The organism is Methanococcoides seepicolus (genome assembly GCF_023684405.1).
Taxonomy (GTDB): domain Archaea; phylum Halobacteriota; class Methanosarcinia; order Methanosarcinales; family Methanosarcinaceae; genus Methanococcoides; species Methanococcoides seepicolus.
In genome coordinates, this window is sequence record NZ_JAGSOI010000058.1 from 1 (window position 1) to 16751 (window position 16751).

Sequence of the window (16751 nt, forward strand, 5' to 3'; positions counted from 1 at the left end):
GGCATCCTCTATGAGGAAGAAGACCAGAACCCTCTGACCGGGGTTGCGAATCTATTCGATATCGCCATGGTGTTCTCAGTAGCACTTATGATAGCTCTTGTCATGTCTTTCCAGCTCCCTGAGCTTCTAAGTCCTACGGCAGATATAACCATTGTTAAAAATCCGGGTCAGCCCGATATGAAGATCATTGTCAAGGAAGGTCAGAATATCGAAGTACTGAATATGACCGATCAGATCGGCGGTGGAACCGGTGAGGCTCTTGGTACTGCTTATCAGCTGGGTGATGGAAGGGTCGTCTATGTTCCGGATTCGGGTAATGAAACAGGTGGTTGATCCTTTCAAGAGAGTGTGGAATGACCAATAAGAAAATAGAATGAAAATGTGTGGATGATGAATTTTTGAGACATCCCGGAAAAGCCTCCAAGCAAATTGCCGGGATGTCTTACACATTATCGAGGTGATAATATGCGTAATTTAAAACATCAATTATTACTATTAAGTGTTTTGATTTTGCTGGCGTTTTCGCCAGTGGTATCGGCAGAAGAAGATGAATATGCAAATATGGAACTTGTTGGCAGCACGATCAGCGATAGTGAGACTGCTGCATATAGTTTTGTTAATTTGCCTGATGGTTTCTATAAGATCAGATCCGTCAAAGAGTCACAATCCTCGATGGGTGGAACGTATTACTACATCGGAGAAAGAACGGTAATTATTCAGGATGGAAATACCATCACCGGCGCTGAGGTTGTAGCAAAATCCACCAGTGAAACTGAGATGGATCAGCTAAAGGATAAGATCGAGAACGGAACCTGTGCAGGATTCACTGGTGCTGCCACCGTTTCAGGTACTGCAATGTTCGAGATGATGCCTGGAACAAACGTTGCACAAAAGAATGCAACCATGGGAATATTCAGGATACCTGTAGAAGAAACATTGATGGCGACCGCAACCAGCGATAGTGATACTGCTGCATATAGTTTTGTAAATTTGCCTGATGGCTTCTATAAGGTCAGATCCGTCAAAGAGTCACAATCCCCGATGGGTGGAACGTATTACTTCATCGGAGAAAGAACGTTAATCATTCAGGATGGAAATGCCATCACCGGCGCTGAGATTGTAGCAAAATCCACCAGTGAAACTGAGATGGATCAGCTAAAGGATAAGATCGAGAACGGAACCTGTGCAGGATTCGCTGGTACTGCCACCGTTTCAGGTACTGCAATGTTCGAGATGATGCCTGGAACAAACGTGGCACAAAAGAATGCAACCATGGGAATATTCAGGATACCTGTAGAAGAAACATTGATGGCGACCGCAACCAGTGATAGTGATACTGCTGCATATAGTTTTGTAAATTTGCCTGATGGTTTTTATAAGCTCAGATCTGTCAAAGAGTCACAATCTCCAATGGGTGGAACGTATTACTTCATCGGAGAAAGAACGGTAATTATTCAGGATGGAAATACCATCACCGGCGCTGAGGTTGTAGCAAAATCCACCAGTGAAACTGAGATGGATCAGCTAAAGGATAAGATCGAGAACGGAACCTGTGCAGGATTCACTGGTACTGCCACCGTTTCAGGTACTGCAATGTTCGAGATGATGCCTGGGACAAACGTTGCACAAAAGAATGCAACCATGGGAATATTCCTTGAAGAGTTGTTCGAAAAGAAGAATGCAATATCATCAGAACCATCAGTGTCACTGCCAGTAGCTGCTTTCACCGCAAATGTAACTTCAGGTGATGCACCTCTGACCGTTCAGTTCACAGACCTGTCCGATAATGCAACCTCCTGGTTCTGGGACTTTGGAAATGGAGAAAACTCCACACAACAGAATCCTGTCTATTCATATGGTAGTGTGGGAACCTATACCGTGACACTAACTGTAACCAATGCGAGGGGAAGTGATACCGAAATTATGGTTGATTACATCGCTACAACCCTGCCTGATGCATATAAAAATAAACGCATTGTATTTCTGGTAATAGGTTCTGAAGATACTTGCAGGGTGAGGGGTGCGGTCGCAGAAATGGGTATGGATAATGTCGATGTCTATGGCAGTTACCGTATGGATACAGTAGAATCATTATATACTCCTTTTAATGAAAGCATCGATCTAGGTCAATATGATATCATTTTCATAACCAAAAAGGGTGGAATGTCCTTTATGGGGGCAAACCTGAAGCCTCAGGTACTCGAAATGATGGAAAATAAAAAGGCTGATGCCCATGTGATTGACTGGAACTATGGTGTCTGCACCGTTAATTTTACAAATCATTCCTATCTCAGGGACGATGAGACATGTTTCTATCTCGAAGACTATTGGAATCAGAGATATGATGGAAACATGATTCGTCTTCTCACATATCTTTCGGCGGTAGATCTTTCAAAACCCTTCAGTGAGTATGACGGTGAAATCGAGATTGAGGCACCTGTGATAATGCCATCGGTTGCGATATACCACCCGGACGCAGATGCCGTTTTTGAAAACCTGGAATCATATCTGGAATGGTATGAAGTGGATGATGGAACCCACCATGTCTATGATCCTGACAATTACACAGTCGGTGTCACATTCTTCACATCGTGGGATGATGATATATGCGACGATGCGGTGAAAAGCGTTATAAATAAACTGGAAGCCAGAGGGATTAACGTCATTCCTGCTTATAGACCATCAGTCTTATTCACAGACGATGCATACGACTTTTTCAAGAAAGATAATGAATGGAAAGTAGATGCCTTCATTGATCTTGGAAAAGGTGTGTGGATAATGTCTTCTGCTGTAAAGAATAGTGAATATCTGCAGGAGGCGAATGTGCCCGTTATCAATGGAATCATATATCAGGGCACTATCGAAGACTGGGAAAATTCCACCACGGGCCAGGATGCCTGGTTCCAGTACCAGATTCCCATCATGGAGATTGGGGGTGAGATCGAATCTATAGTGATCGGTGGAGAGGTATTTGACGAAACACTCCATGCCAAGGTAATCAAACCGATCGATTATCAGGTAGATTGGCTGATCGACCGAACAGTAAGTTGGATGGATCTGCAACATATCGCTAATGAGGATAAAAAGGTTGCAATCATCTACTATGCTCACGGTAAAGCGGGGGCAATGGTCGCAGGTAATCTTGATGTTGTTCCTAGCATACCGAACCTGCTGGATGCGATGAACGAGAGCGGGTACGACCTTGACGGAATGCAGCCGAACAGGTCCGAATTCCTGGAGCTCGTACTGCAGCAGGGCAGAAATATCGGAGTATGGGCACCCGGTGAGCTGCAGAATATGGTGGAGAACTATGATGTTGAACTCGTGCCTGTCGAGACGTACATGGAATGGTTCGAGAATGATATTGAACCTGAAGCAAGGCAGAGCGTGATCGATACATGGGGAGAACCTCCCGGACAGGAAATGGTGTATGAGAACGAGAGCGGCAAGTACTTTGTTATTCCAAAGATCTCGGTTGGTAACATCCTTGTTGCCCCTCAGGCTACAAGAGGCACCTCACAGAATGATACTCTCTTGTACCACGACCAGACAATGCCTCCATCTCACCAGTTCATTGCATTCTACCTATGGCTTAAGAATGGATATGAGGCGGATGCTGTTGTTCACTTTGGAAGGCATGGAACACAGGAGTGGTTACAGGGTAAAGGTACAAGCCTTTCAAGTAAGACCTGCTGGCCTGCGATCCTGATCCAGGATATGCCTGTTGTGTACCTCTATGAAGTGGGAGGTATTGGAGAGGGCATTATGGCAAAGAGGAGAGGTAACGCGGTCATGGTGGACCATGCAACACCTGCGATCGTGAGTGCGGGCCTCTACGGAAATCTCACTCTTCTGCATGATAAGATGCACTTTTACGAGACAGAAGAAGATGAGAATATGGTAGCTGCATACCAGAATTCGATCATAGACTACTATGCAGACCTCAACTTTGAATCTGAGCTCAATGTATCGGCCGATGATTTGCGGGAGATGAATAAAACCGAGTTTGACAACTTTGTCCTCCATGGTCCCGTGCATGATTATCTGCATGAGATTGCAAGTGAATTCATACCTTATGGACTGCATATCCTTGGAGAGCAGATGGATGATCAGGGACTTCTAGCCATGGTAAAATCAATGCTCGGTGAGAACTTTGAGGAGCATGTTGCGGCGGCAGACCTGTTTGATGATCCGTCTGATCTGGAGCCTGCACATTCCCCGAACGGGCTTGACGAGCTCTTAAACGCTGTCCTGGTCAATGGGACGGGTCCGCTAGATCTCCTAATTGATCGATTTAATATCACATATTCATCAGGAGAGTTCGTTGCAAATACCACATCCGATGGAATCGGAGAATATGATTTCTCCATAGTAAAAGATGGAAAATACACGCTCTACGCATTTACACAAACTGGAGATGGCTGGCTGACCGGAAAAGAGCACATTACAATCGAAAACGGCGAGGCACTCTCCGATGTAAGATTGAACCTTACAAAGAATGCGACAGGTACAACAAATGCAGAACTTGAATATGTTATTGAACTGTTAGAGGACAACCCTCCGGTTCCCAAAGATACAGGATCAGGTACAATATCTGGAAATGTCACCTATAGTCCAATGGGATCAGAGTGGGGAGTAGACGATTCAATGGTAGTGCTCCAGAAAAATAACAATATTCTGGACGTTTATGTCAATAGCTCAACAAATAAGTACACATTCCAAAACCTGCCTGATGGGACATATGTTGTAACTGCACTATACCATAGTGTATCCCAATATGGAGATAGCTGGTATATTGCAACAAATAACGTCAAGATACAGGACGGGGCAGCCACCAACCTGGATATCAATATGGAGACAGATGTAAGTGGTGATTCACAGGATCTAATCTGTTTCCTCGGACAGGTTTCTGGTCAAACATATTCAATCGAAACAGGAACTGAAGAACCAGAATGCAATGTTGTCTTAATACAGCGTCTTTCTGATGAGCAGATGCACGTTGTAGATGATCTGAATCTTGCTGTGCAACATGCTGAGAATATCAGGGGATGTATCATTGAGATTCCGGCGATGCTCGATGCACTGGAAGGAAAATATGTTCCACCTGCCCTTGGAGATGACCCTCTGAGAAGTCCGGAGGTCCTGCCTACCGGAAAGAATTTCTATGCATTCAATCCGAATATTGTTCCAACAGAAGAATCATGGAATGTTGCTAATACACTGGTTGATGCGTTCCTCACCGAATGGAACCAAACCCACGGCGACTATCCCAGAAAGGTTGGTTTTGTGCTGTGGTCTGGCGAGTCCATGAGGCATAAAGGTGTCATGGAATCTGAGATACTGTACATGATGGGAGTAAGACCTGTGTGGGATTCATCCGGTAAGGTGGTAGGTGTGGAGCTGATTCCGGAAGAGGAACTTGGAAGGCCCAGGATCGATGCCGTGGTCACTATGACCGGAATATACCGTGACAACTGGAAGTGGCAGGTTCAGTTGATGGACAGGGGTGCACGGCTGGCAGCCCAGGCAAATAATTCCAGCTATCCGAACTATATCAGAGAAAATTCAGATACAATATACAATACCCTGATGGCCACTGGCAACTACACCGAAGAAGATGCAAGGAAGATATCCCAATGCAGAGTATTCGGGCCAGATGAGGGAAGCTGGGGAGCCGGCGGATTCAGAAAGGCCGTGACTGCCACTGGTACCTGGGAGGATGAAAGTAAAATTGCCAATCTCTACATCAACTCCATGAGCTATGCATATGGTGACAATATATGGGGTAATCTTGATAGCGAGGTTTTCAGAGAGGTGCTTTCCAATACAGAGGCTGTCATGTTCAGCCGCAGCGGTAACGATGGCCGAGGCAGTGGCAGTGTGGTCTTTGACCATGTCTATGAGTTCTTCGGAGGACTCGGCATGGGTGTAAGGGAAGTTTCCGGAGAGACGCCGGAAATGTACATCGTCAATCTCAAGAATCCGGATGAGGCAGTGGTAGAGACCCTTGGTGAATTCCTTACAAGGGACCTGCGTGCCAAATACTGGAATCCAAAATGGATCGAAGGTATGATGGAACACGACTATTCCGGTGCCAGTGAGATCGAGAGTGTGCTGGAGGACTTCGCTGGACTGGGCTTCACGCTTCCTGACGAGATCACTGATGATATGTGGAAGGAGTTCTATGATGTCTATGTCCAGGATAAGTATGACCTCGGGCTGGAAGAATGGTTCGATGAGGAGAATCCATGGGCACGCCAGTCCATGAACTCCATGATGATTGAAGTCATACGCAAGGATTACTGGGATGCATCGGATGAGGTCCTCCAGAATCTGGTGAAGGAATATGTTGAGTCAGTGGTCGAGAACGGTGTCACATGCTGCCACCACACCTGCGGTAACCCTCTACTGGATGAATATCTGCAGGGTGTCATGTCAGTACCCGGTGTCGTCAGCAAGGAGACCATGGATGAGTACAATAGACTGATGCAGGAAGCCACACAGAGGGATACTCCATCATCTGGGTCCAGTACCCATAGTAGTAGTAGTAGTAGCGGAACTACTGCATCTGCTTCGATCGTCGGATCCACAAGCAACCAGACAATGGTAAATGATGGAGGGTATGGAACTACAACCGACCAGGCAACAGAGTCTTCTCAGCAAAACACACCAGACAACTACGTTGAAGGGTATGAAATGACAAAAGAATCCACAACAAGTGATTCAGCCTCGTCGTCTACATCCTTCTCCGGTGCTGATATTTTAGGCAGCGTGTTGGTCATATTAGCAGTTGGTGCCATATCTATCGGTTTCAGGAGACGAAGGATCTAATACCAATTTAGTAGCACTTCGATAATGTTGTCGAAGTGTATTTTTATTTTTTTGTTTTGGTTATCGATCCTCAATACTTGGTTATCTGCATGCCATAAACAATATAAAGGGAATCTTGGGCTTTTGACGTTCTTGCTTATAGCCGATGGTTAGATTAACAATTTCTAATGTGCATGGGGCAGCTGCTTCAGTCATTCTGGTAAATGTATTATCGGCTCTGTAGAAATTTCATTGGTGTCCCTAAACTCTTTTTTGCTCGCAAAGTTAAAGATATGATAACATTGATGTGAACTTTGGCTGAAGTTCTCGAAACTTATCATCTTAGATGGGATACATGTTCCCTCGAGTCGCTACACCCCACAAAGAACTATATTCGCCAACTGGTCAATATAATATCAGGAAGTAAGGTGGGAGCAATAATATAGGCTTTTCATGTGGCCTGATGTATTGCCGAATGTTTTTCGTTTACTGTCACTCTGCCTGGCACAATTTCATAACTTTTAAATAATAATCATCTATCTAATAATATTAGAAAATTTCTGAAAGGTTCTTCACATGACCGCAAAAAAAAGCTCAAACCCCAAAGATAATGAAAATCTCATCTTTGTACACACAGCGGACCTTCACCTGGATAGTCCTTTTCATGGGCTCTCAGAGATCAATCCGCAATTAAGTGATGTGATGACAAAGGCTACATTTGCTGCTTACAACAATATCATTGACACTTGCATTGAAAAGAATGCTGATTTTCTTTTAATTTCCGGCGATATATACGATAGTGCCGACAAAAGTCTTTATGCTCAGCTAAAATTTCTCGAAGGACTTAAAAGGCTTTCAGCAGCAGGCATTGCAACATACATTACACATGGGAATCATGATCCTTTGAATGGATGGTCTGCAAGTCTGGAATGGCCTGATAATGTTAAAGTTTTCAGTGGGGATGATGTAGAAAACGTTTTCGTGGAAAAGAACGGCAAAGTGGTCGCTACCATCAATGGGATCAGTTACCGCACAAAGAACATTCTGGAAAATCTTGCAAAACGTTTTCAACAAAAGGAGCCCGGTTCTCCATTCACTATAGGGATGCTCCACTGCACGGTGGGTTCAGGTGAAGGTCATGACCCTTATGCACCGTGTACTATGCAGGACCTTAAAGGATCAGATTATGATTACTGGGCACTTGGCCACATACATTATCCGCAGGTAATGACAACCGATCCTTACATCGTCTATTCCGGCAATCCGCAGGGAAGGGATCCTGGGGAATTGGGGGAGCGGGGATGCATGTTAGTGGAAGTGAATGAAAAAGGTGATACAAAGGTCGATTTTGTACCTGTGGATTCTGTTCGATGGTACATCGAGGAAATATCTGTAGAAGAGCTTGAAACGGAAGCTGATCTGATCGGAGCACTGGAAGATAAGATGGATAAGCTTTCTGAGATTGCAGAGGGCAGGTATGTTATCTGCAGGTTCAGACTTCAGGGCAGAAGCCAATTAAAACGACTTCTGATAAAAGAGGACTTTTTGAACGATATTGTGCAACATCTGCGGGAAAACTATAATATTGGTCCGGGTTCGGTCTGGATAGAAAGATTGAAGGACGAAACATCTTTCCCGTTCGAGCGCGAGAACCTTTTAAGCAAAGATAATTTCATTTCCGATATATTGAGCATAACCGATGAGATCTGTTCTGATTGTGGTGATCTTAAAGAACTTGATGAACCTTTACATTCTCTTTTTGGAAAAGGGAAAATAAGACATGTTCTAAGGTCATTTGATGATGAGGAACTTGTCAGTATCGCAAGGAATGCAGAAGAGTTGCTTCTGAATAAATTGATCCCGGAGGGTGAGTATGAGGATAACTGATCTGAACATAGCCGGGTTTGGAAAGTTCAATGATCTTTCCATTAATGGTCTGGGTGAGGGATTGACTGTGCTGCATGGTGAGAACGAAGCCGGAAAATCCACTTTGCTTTCATTCATAAGGAGGATGCTTTTTGGTTTCCCGGACAAGAGGGGCAAATGCAACCATTATCCTCCGTTCAAGGGTGGACTGCATGGCGGAAGACTTTCGGTTTACGGGGATGACGGGGCTAATTACACCCTAGAAAGATATGCAAAGGATGGGCTGAACGTCTATCTTCCAGACGGTACCATCAAAGGTGAGGCAGAACTTGGAAAGTTACTTGGCAATGCGGACAAGGATGTTTTTGAGAATGTCTATGCTTTTGGTCTGGACGAACTACAGGATTTCAACAGGCTGAACGGAGAGTCCATCAGCGGGAAACTGTATAGTGCAGGGACTGGTATTGGTGCTGCTTCTATCTCTTCCATTCAACGATTTTGTGATACTAAAAAAGGGGACCTGTTCAAACCATCTGGAAAGAAACCATTGATAAATACTCTTTTTACTGGGATCAATAATATCGAGCAGAACATAAAGGATATCGAAGATGGACAATATACCTATGATCTGTTGCATAGTGATATCGGGGATACGGAAAAAAAGATAAGTGAGCTCAAGGAAAAAAAGTCAGCTCTTTTGGAAAAGCAGGAACATATAAAGGCTCTTTTGTCGGTGTGGGATGATTGGGTAGAACTTCAGATACATGCCAGCAAACTCGAAGAGCTTCCTAAGCTTGAAAGTTTTCCTGAGAATGGGCTTAATCGATATGAGAGCATCAAAGAGAGGATAAAGGATATCGATGAAAGCATTGCTGAACTGAACAGTTCCATTGAAAGGAACCGGACGCAACAGGGCAATATTGTGGTTGATGACCTTCTGCTTGCACAGAAGGATGTTATATTCGAGTTGGGCAAAGGTGTCGGGAAATACAGGGCTGAAATAGTTGAGCTCCAAGACCTGAAGGTTTCGTTGAAAGGGGAAATGAAAAGACTTGGGGTCATGCTTCAGGTGATTGGACCTGAGTGGGATGAGGAGAAGTTGAATGGGTTCGACATATCCATACCTGCAATAGATGATGTACGCAAACGTCACGGTGAAATAAATGAGATGGATGATGATATAAGGGTCATGCGTCAGGAGCTCAAATCTATTGAGGATTCTATCTCGAAAAAGGACCGAACGCAAGACGCTGTTTATGGCAAGATACTGATGCAACGGTCTGCAATTCTGAATATGGCAGATCGTGTGGTGGGATATCGTTCCAATACTGAACAAATAATCTCTCACAGGATCAAGCTTGATGGTAAAAAGAAAGAACTTGCTAATTTATTGGGGGATATTGGAAGTAAGTGGGATGAATCCGTATTGGAAAACTTCGATATTTCCAGCAGTGTGAGGGATCCTGTTAGTGCCATGAAGGATGGTTTTAATGATACGGAATTGAATATCCATGACCTGGAAGCAAAGCTTGAATGGTCAAAGAATGACATTGCCAGGATCGATGGCAGTATAGATGAGATCGATACTAAGATAAATGCAATTGATATGCATATTCCTGAGGCTGAGCTCCACAAGATGCTTGCATCTTTGAAGAGCTTACAGTCACGATACTCTTCTCTTAAGGAGAAGGAGATCGACCTTAAGTCTTTAGAGAGAGATGAGAATTTTGCTTCAATGATGGGGCAAATGCCTGTTGCAATAAACCAGAAGATGCCGATATGGCCTACAGGGGTCTTTGCAGGGATGGGTGTTGCTGGGCTTGTGGCTGGTTATGTGTATAATGAATTGCAGGGAGGTATCGTTGCATGTATTGGTCTGTTCATTGTGGCAGTCATCTATTCTGTGTCTGTGAGGAATGCAGGTAAAAGTGTAACACTTCCTGCAAATGATGTGGGGGGTGCTCGATCAGGAAATGCAAAAGAGCAGGTTGTGCAGGAAATTCGGTCTATAAGGGAACAGATGTTGGTTGATGCTGTCTCCTGTGATTTCGAAGATATACCTGAAAGGTCCGTACTTGAAGATAGGTATGATGAGCTTAAGGAATATGCTCTTGGTATTAGGTCGGTTTCTGAGCTTAGATCGCAGAGGGATGGATTCGAGAAGGAAAGGCTCACATCCCTTGAACAGTATGTTTCGCTTGAATCAAACATTGACGATATGAGGGAGTTCCATAAGGAAATTCAAGCCGAGTGGAAAGAGTGGCTCATTTCATGTGATCTGGATATAGATATTGCTCCTGGGGACATGCCTGATAAGTTTGCTCTTGTTCGAGAGGGGAAGGATAAGCTTGTTTTCATAGGTGATATTCTGTCTCAGCTATTAAGGTGCGAGAGTTCTGTTGAAGAGTTCGAGGCGGATGCTCGGGAACTGCTTGATATGTGTGAGCTTGAGGATTCGGGACGTTCCATTGATCAGGATGTTCTGAAGTTGCGGGATGATGTGAATGCGGAATTTGCGAAGACCGGGAAAGTGGAACAGATCAAAAAGGACCTCGATGAATTGGTTGCCCGTTCAGATGTGCTGACTGTCGATCTTAAGGAAAAGGAAGCTGAAAGGGATATTGTTTTGGATAGATGGAAGGAGTGGCTTGCAAAGTATGGCCTTTCTTCTGAGATGACGACCGAGAGCATCCTTGATATTTTCACTTCGATCAGGAATTGTTATGAGGTACTGGATAAGATCAAGGATATGTCCGATAAGATAGGATCTTATGCTGATTCTATAACTGTGTATGAGAACAAGATCAGTTCGGTCCTTGATGTTTGTGAAAGAAAGGAGTCTGGGCTTGGTTTTGATACGGAACTGGAGCTTCTTCGGGATGATGTTGAAAAGGCGTTAAGTGAGAAGAACAGGTTGGATGCTCTGATCTTGGAGCTGGATGGACTTGTGTTCAGTCTTAAGGATGCTGAGGGTAAGCATTTGGGTAATTTGAGCGAGATGTCCGTTCTTCTTAAGGAAGGGTTTTCTGAGGCTGAGGATGAGTTTGTCAGTAATGCGAAGGTCTGGGATGAGCTTGTTCGAGCAAGAAATGGTTATGAGGTAGCTGAGTCGCATGTGAGGAAGCTTTCCGGAAATGATGATGAACATCTGAAGATCGTGGATGAGCTCAATTGTTCAAAATTTGATGTCTTGAAGGCACAAGAGATCGAAGCTGTCGGTTTGATCGGTGAGATCGATGATGAGCTTGAGTCTTTAAGCGATGAGAAGGGAAGTATCAGGAACCAGATCAGGCAGTTTGAGGGTTATAATGAAGGTTCTGCATTGCGGCTGGAACTTGAATCTCTTAAGGAAGGGCTTAATGAGAGGTCAAGGGAGTGGGCAACATATTCTGTTGCACAACATATACTTTCAAAGGCAATGGAGAGGTATGAAAGGGAAAGGCAGCCGGATGTTATTACTGAGGCGCAGTCGTTCTTTTCCAACATTACTGGCGGGAAGTATGAAAGGTTGTATTCTCCACTTGGTTCTTCTGATATTTTTGTTGAAGATGGGGCCGGAAAACGTAAGGATATAATTGAATTAAGTCGGGGTACGGCCGAACAGCTCTATCTTGCTTTGAGGTTCGGCTTCATTAAGGAGCTTGGTAAGCATTCCGAGTCTTTGCCTATAGTGTTCGATGATATTCTTGTGAATTTCGATCCGGTACGTAGCAGGAATGCGATCAGTTCTATCAATGAGCTGAGCTTGTCGAATCAGGTGCTTTATTTTACCTGTCATCCGGGAACTGTGGATATGTTCAGGGATGTAGTGCCGGATGTACGGGTCGTTGAGTTGAGCGAACTTTGAGTTTTGCTCACCTTTATCTTTTTTAAATTAGGGTTTTGTAGAAATTCTTTGCCTAACAGTTCCCTATTCAATAATTCCTCATTTCCCTAGCATTTTTATACTAAATTCACTTACAATGGTTCATATACACCACAAAGTTCAAAAATATTATAAAAGGAGCAATAAGAATGAATGTAAAGATCCCCTACGGAAAAGACTTTGTTGATCTCGATGTGACCATTCCTCATGAGGTCTTATCCCCCAACGAACCAGAAGTAGGGGATGAGTCAAGCATAATTTTAGAAGCTCTTTCCGATCCTGTTGAAAAAGAACCCTTCGAGGAATTTGCGAACAATGCCGATAAAATACTTGTTATAGTAAATGATGCCACACGGCCTACGCCTACTGCTCGGGTTCTTGAGGAAGTGCAGGATACCTTACGTTCCCATCCTGATGTGAAGTTCATAGTTGCCACAGGTGCCCACAGGGGGCCCACCGAAGATGAGTTCAGATTCATTTTCGGAAACCTGTATGATGAGTTCAAAGATTCCATCTATGTCCACGATGCAAGAAAAGATGAGGATATGGAATATCTTGGTGTCTCCTCTAACGGCACAGAGATGTACATCAATAAGATGGTAAGGGAAGCCGTGAACATCCTTGTTATCGGTAGTGTCGAACCGCATTATTTTGCAGGGTATACTGGTGGAAGGAAAGCCTTTCTTCCCGGAGTTGCTGGTTTTAAGACGATCGAGATGAACCACAAGCATGCTCTTTCAAATAAAGCCCAGTCCCTCGCTCTTGAGGGCAATCCTGTGGCAGAGGATATGACCGATGCCATGGCAGTTCTTAATGACCTCAATATATTTTCCATACAGACGATACTGACTGCGGACCATGGACTTTATGCCATGGCAGCAGGGGATCTTTTCAAGTCATTTGATGCAGCTGTGGAAAAGGCAAATGAGGTATTCTGCACCAGTGCCACTAAAAAAGGTAATATCGTACTGACTGCTGCTCCGTATCCAATGGATATCGATCTTTACCAGTCGCAGAAAGCTCTTGAGAACGGAAGGCTTGCTCTTGAGGATGGGGGTATTATCATCATGGTCTCTAAATGCCGTGATGGGGTGGGGGAGGACACTTTCCTAAACCTGCTAAGTTCATCTGCTACATGTGAGGATGTCATGGAAAAGACCTCGCAGTGTTATAAGCTTGGTTTCCACAAGGCTGCGAGGATGGCACAGATAGGTACAATGGCGAAGATGTGGGCGGTCTCTGACCTTGATGACGAAATACTGCTCCGGGCAAAACTTGAGCCTCAGGAAAGCATACAGAAGGCTTTTGATAAAGCGGTGGCTACTATAAAAGCAGAGGGGAAAGAACCTTATGCGATAATCCTTCCTCAGGGGAGTCTTACTATTCCACTTATTGAATGAACAGGAGTAACAATGGAAAAACAGATCATCAACAGGCTACGGGAGGTTGTGGGGGATGAGAATATCCGCACGACCACGGCGGAACTGTATGCCTATTCCACAGATGCCGGAATACACCGCAGCATGCCTGATGCTGTCCTCAGGCCAAAGAACACTGAAGAGGTGGCAGGAGTAGTGAAACTCGCAAATGAGCTTCTCTTCCCTGTAGTACCCAGGGGGGCAGGAACTGCTCTTTGCGGTCACAGTGTACCTGTTGCAGCTGGGGTTGTCATGGATCTTCAGAGGATGAATACTATCAAAGAGCTTCATATTGAGGATCTGTATGTGGTGGTTGAGCCCGGTGTTGTCCATAAGGACCTGAACGCTAAACTTAAGGAATACGGTTTTTTCATACCCGGTCCTTCCAGCGGGAACGTCGCGAACATTGGGGGTATGGTGGCTACGAACGCTTCCGGTGGGAATGCTGTGAAGTATGGTGCTACAAGGGATTATGTTCTTGGGATGGAAGTTGTTCTTCCTACAGGTGAAATTGCACGGTTCGGGTCAAGGACATTGAAGAACTCTGCCGGATATCAGCTCGAAAAGCTGATGTGCGGTATGGAGGGTACGCTTGGTGTTATCACGGAGGTCAATCTCAGGATCACTCCCCTTCCAGAAGCTACTGCGGTTGCAGTGGCTGTTTTTCATACCCTGGAAGATGCTGGTAGGTGTGTTTCTAATATCATTGCTTATCCTGTCATTCCTTCCGGGCTGGAGCTGATGTCCCGTGTTTGTATTGAAGCGGTTAACAAGGCTGTATGTCTGGGGCTTCCTGATGAGGAGGCAATACTGTTGATAGAGGTCGATGGCAGTTCTAATGATGTGAAGGACCAGATCGAGAAAGTGACGGAGATCTGTAATGAATCCGGTTCTATATCTGTTGATTTTACTTGCGATGCCGAGAGGAAAGAGGAATTGTGGAGAGGCAGGAAAGCAATGATACCTGCTTTGTCAAAATATCATGATGATCTTGTGACAGTGATGCTTGCTGATGATATGGCTGTGCCGATGAGCAAGGTGCCGGAAGCTGTGAAAGCTTTTCAGGCTATTTCTGATAAATATGATATTATTATTGCAAGTTATGGTCATTCCGGGGATGGCAATCTGCACACGAAGGTTCTGATGGACCCGACACGAAAGTCACATTGGGATCAGGCGGAAAAGGCTGTCTAGGAGATATATGAGAAGGTCATGGAGCTTGGTGGTACGATAACCGGTGAGCATGGTGTTGGAATGACGAAGGCGCCGTTCTTCCTTAAGGAAAGGGCGTCAAGCCTTGGGGTGATGAAGGTAATTAAGAAAGGGCTTGATCCGAACAATATTATGAACCCGTACAAGATTATGGACTGGGAAGAGAATTTCATTGCACGTCTGCGGTATCATGTGGAGGATGAGTGAATGCGAACCGATAATCTGGATAAATGGAAAAAAGAATTGGTCAATTGTACTCAGTGCGGTTTTTGTAAGGACGTCTGTCCTATTTTTGCTGATGTCGAGTGGGATTCTTCGGTAGCAAGGGGTAAGATGGCGCTTTGCTATGGGCTGTATTCAGGCGATATCGAACCGGATGAGTCTGTTGTTGAGAGGCTGTATCAGTGCACGACCTGTGCGGATTGCACTCGCAGGTGTCCTTCTTCAACAGATGTTGTAGGGGTTGTGGAGGCTGTAAGGAAGGATCTTGTGGCTTCGGATATTATGGGCCCTACTCATCGTAAGATCTCAGAATCTATTGCAATGCTGGGTAATCCTTTCGGGGAAGAGAAAAGCAGGTTTGAGATATTTGGTGAAAGGCCGCATAAGGCCAAGATCGCTTATTTTACTGGCTGCAGTGCAGCCTATAGGAATAAGGAGATTGCAGAGGCAGGTATCTCTATATTAAAAAAACTTGGTGTGGATTATACGCTGCTTGATGAGGTATGCTGTGGCAGTATTCTTGGAAGGCTTGGTTTTTCTGATGACAATATAAGACGTCAGGCTGAATTCAATGTCAAAGCGATCGAGGCTACTGGTGCAGAAGTAGTTCTGTTCTCATGTGCGGGTTGTTTGAGGATGTTCAGGAAAGAGTATCCGCAATTCATGGAGTTGCCGTTCAAGGCTCTGCATTTCATTGAGTGGTTGAGTGAGCAGGAGTTGCCTCTTAAGCCTTACGGGAAAACGGTGACATATCATGACCCCTGCCATATTGGCCGACATCTTGGTATCTATGATGCACCTCGGGATGTTATCAATAAGATTCCCGATATTGAATTTGTGGAGATGGCTGATAACAGGGAATCTGCACGCTGCTGTGGCGGTGGCGGTGGCGTAAGGGCACAGTTCCCGGAAATTTCCCGAAATATCGCTTCTAAGCGTGCGGATCAGGCTGAGTTTGCCGATGTGTTGTTGACCACCTGTCCGTTTTGTGTCAATAATCTTGCTCTTGGAATCGATGAAAGTTCAAAATTGGTGGTAAAGGACCTTCTTGAATTAGTTGATGAACTTCTTGAAGATGGATGACCATATTTGATGGTGGCAAACTTCTTTCGGGAATCTTTGTCATCTATGCTTTTTATTTATCGTGGGTTTAAAAAAATTTCAAATAATTTAAAATAAAAGTCTCTCCCGATCACTAATATATTTGGCATTGTTAACTAAACATAGCTACCTCTTTATTTCTGTACTTCATCAAAAGAAGAACAGAGTACTTCAGCATTTCAAGACTCTTAGTATAACACTTTGACTTTCTTCTCAATCTTGCCAGAAAGTGCCTAATTATGCTGTTATATCCTTCA

At 44.5% G+C, this 16751-nt stretch carries 6 protein-coding genes and 2 pseudogenes; 7 read left to right on the forward strand and 1 reads right to left on the reverse strand.

Annotated features, from left to right (window positions below; translation table 11 throughout):
• The 7 genes and pseudogenes from KDK67_RS11505 to KDK67_RS11535 form a co-directional block, all read left to right on the forward strand.
• Positions 1-333: DUF2149 domain-containing protein (locus tag KDK67_RS11505; RefSeq protein ID WP_250868937.1), on the forward strand; the 333-nt coding region annotated here is incomplete at its 5' end.
• Between the two features lie 195 nt (positions 334-528).
• On the forward strand, positions 529-6831 hold the full coding sequence (locus tag KDK67_RS11510; protein ID WP_250868938.1) for a cobaltochelatase subunit CobN: 6303 nt from the start codon (positions 529-531) through the stop codon (positions 6829-6831).
• 555 nt (positions 6832-7386) lie between these two features.
• Positions 7387-8697 carry a metallophosphoesterase family protein gene (locus KDK67_RS11515; RefSeq protein WP_250868939.1) on the forward strand — a complete coding sequence of 437 codons (1311 nt, stop codon included), beginning with the start codon at positions 7387-7389 and terminating at the stop codon, positions 8695-8697.
• Complete coding sequence (locus tag KDK67_RS11520) at positions 8684-12523, forward strand: AAA family ATPase (RefSeq protein ID WP_250868940.1); 3840 nt, start codon at positions 8684-8686, stop codon at positions 12521-12523. Before KDK67_RS11515 ends, KDK67_RS11520 begins: the two co-directional genes overlap by 14 nt.
• Positions 12524-12690: 167 nt before the next feature.
• Positions 12691-13941, forward strand: coding sequence for a nickel-dependent lactate racemase family protein (locus tag KDK67_RS11525; RefSeq protein ID WP_250868941.1), 1251 nt, complete (start codon positions 12691-12693; stop codon positions 13939-13941).
• 123 nt (positions 13942-14064) lie between these two features.
• Positions 14065-15378: pseudogene (locus tag KDK67_RS11530) on the forward strand (FAD-binding oxidoreductase).
• Positions 15379-16476, forward strand: a complete 1098-nt coding sequence (locus tag KDK67_RS11535) for a (Fe-S)-binding protein (protein WP_250868942.1) — start codon at positions 15379-15381, stop codon at positions 16474-16476.
• A 130-nt stretch (positions 16477-16606) separates the two neighbouring features.
• Here the strand turns inward: KDK67_RS11535 and KDK67_RS11540 are convergent.
• Positions 16607-16751, reverse strand: a pseudogene (locus KDK67_RS11540) (IS1 family transposase); the annotation flags it as partial.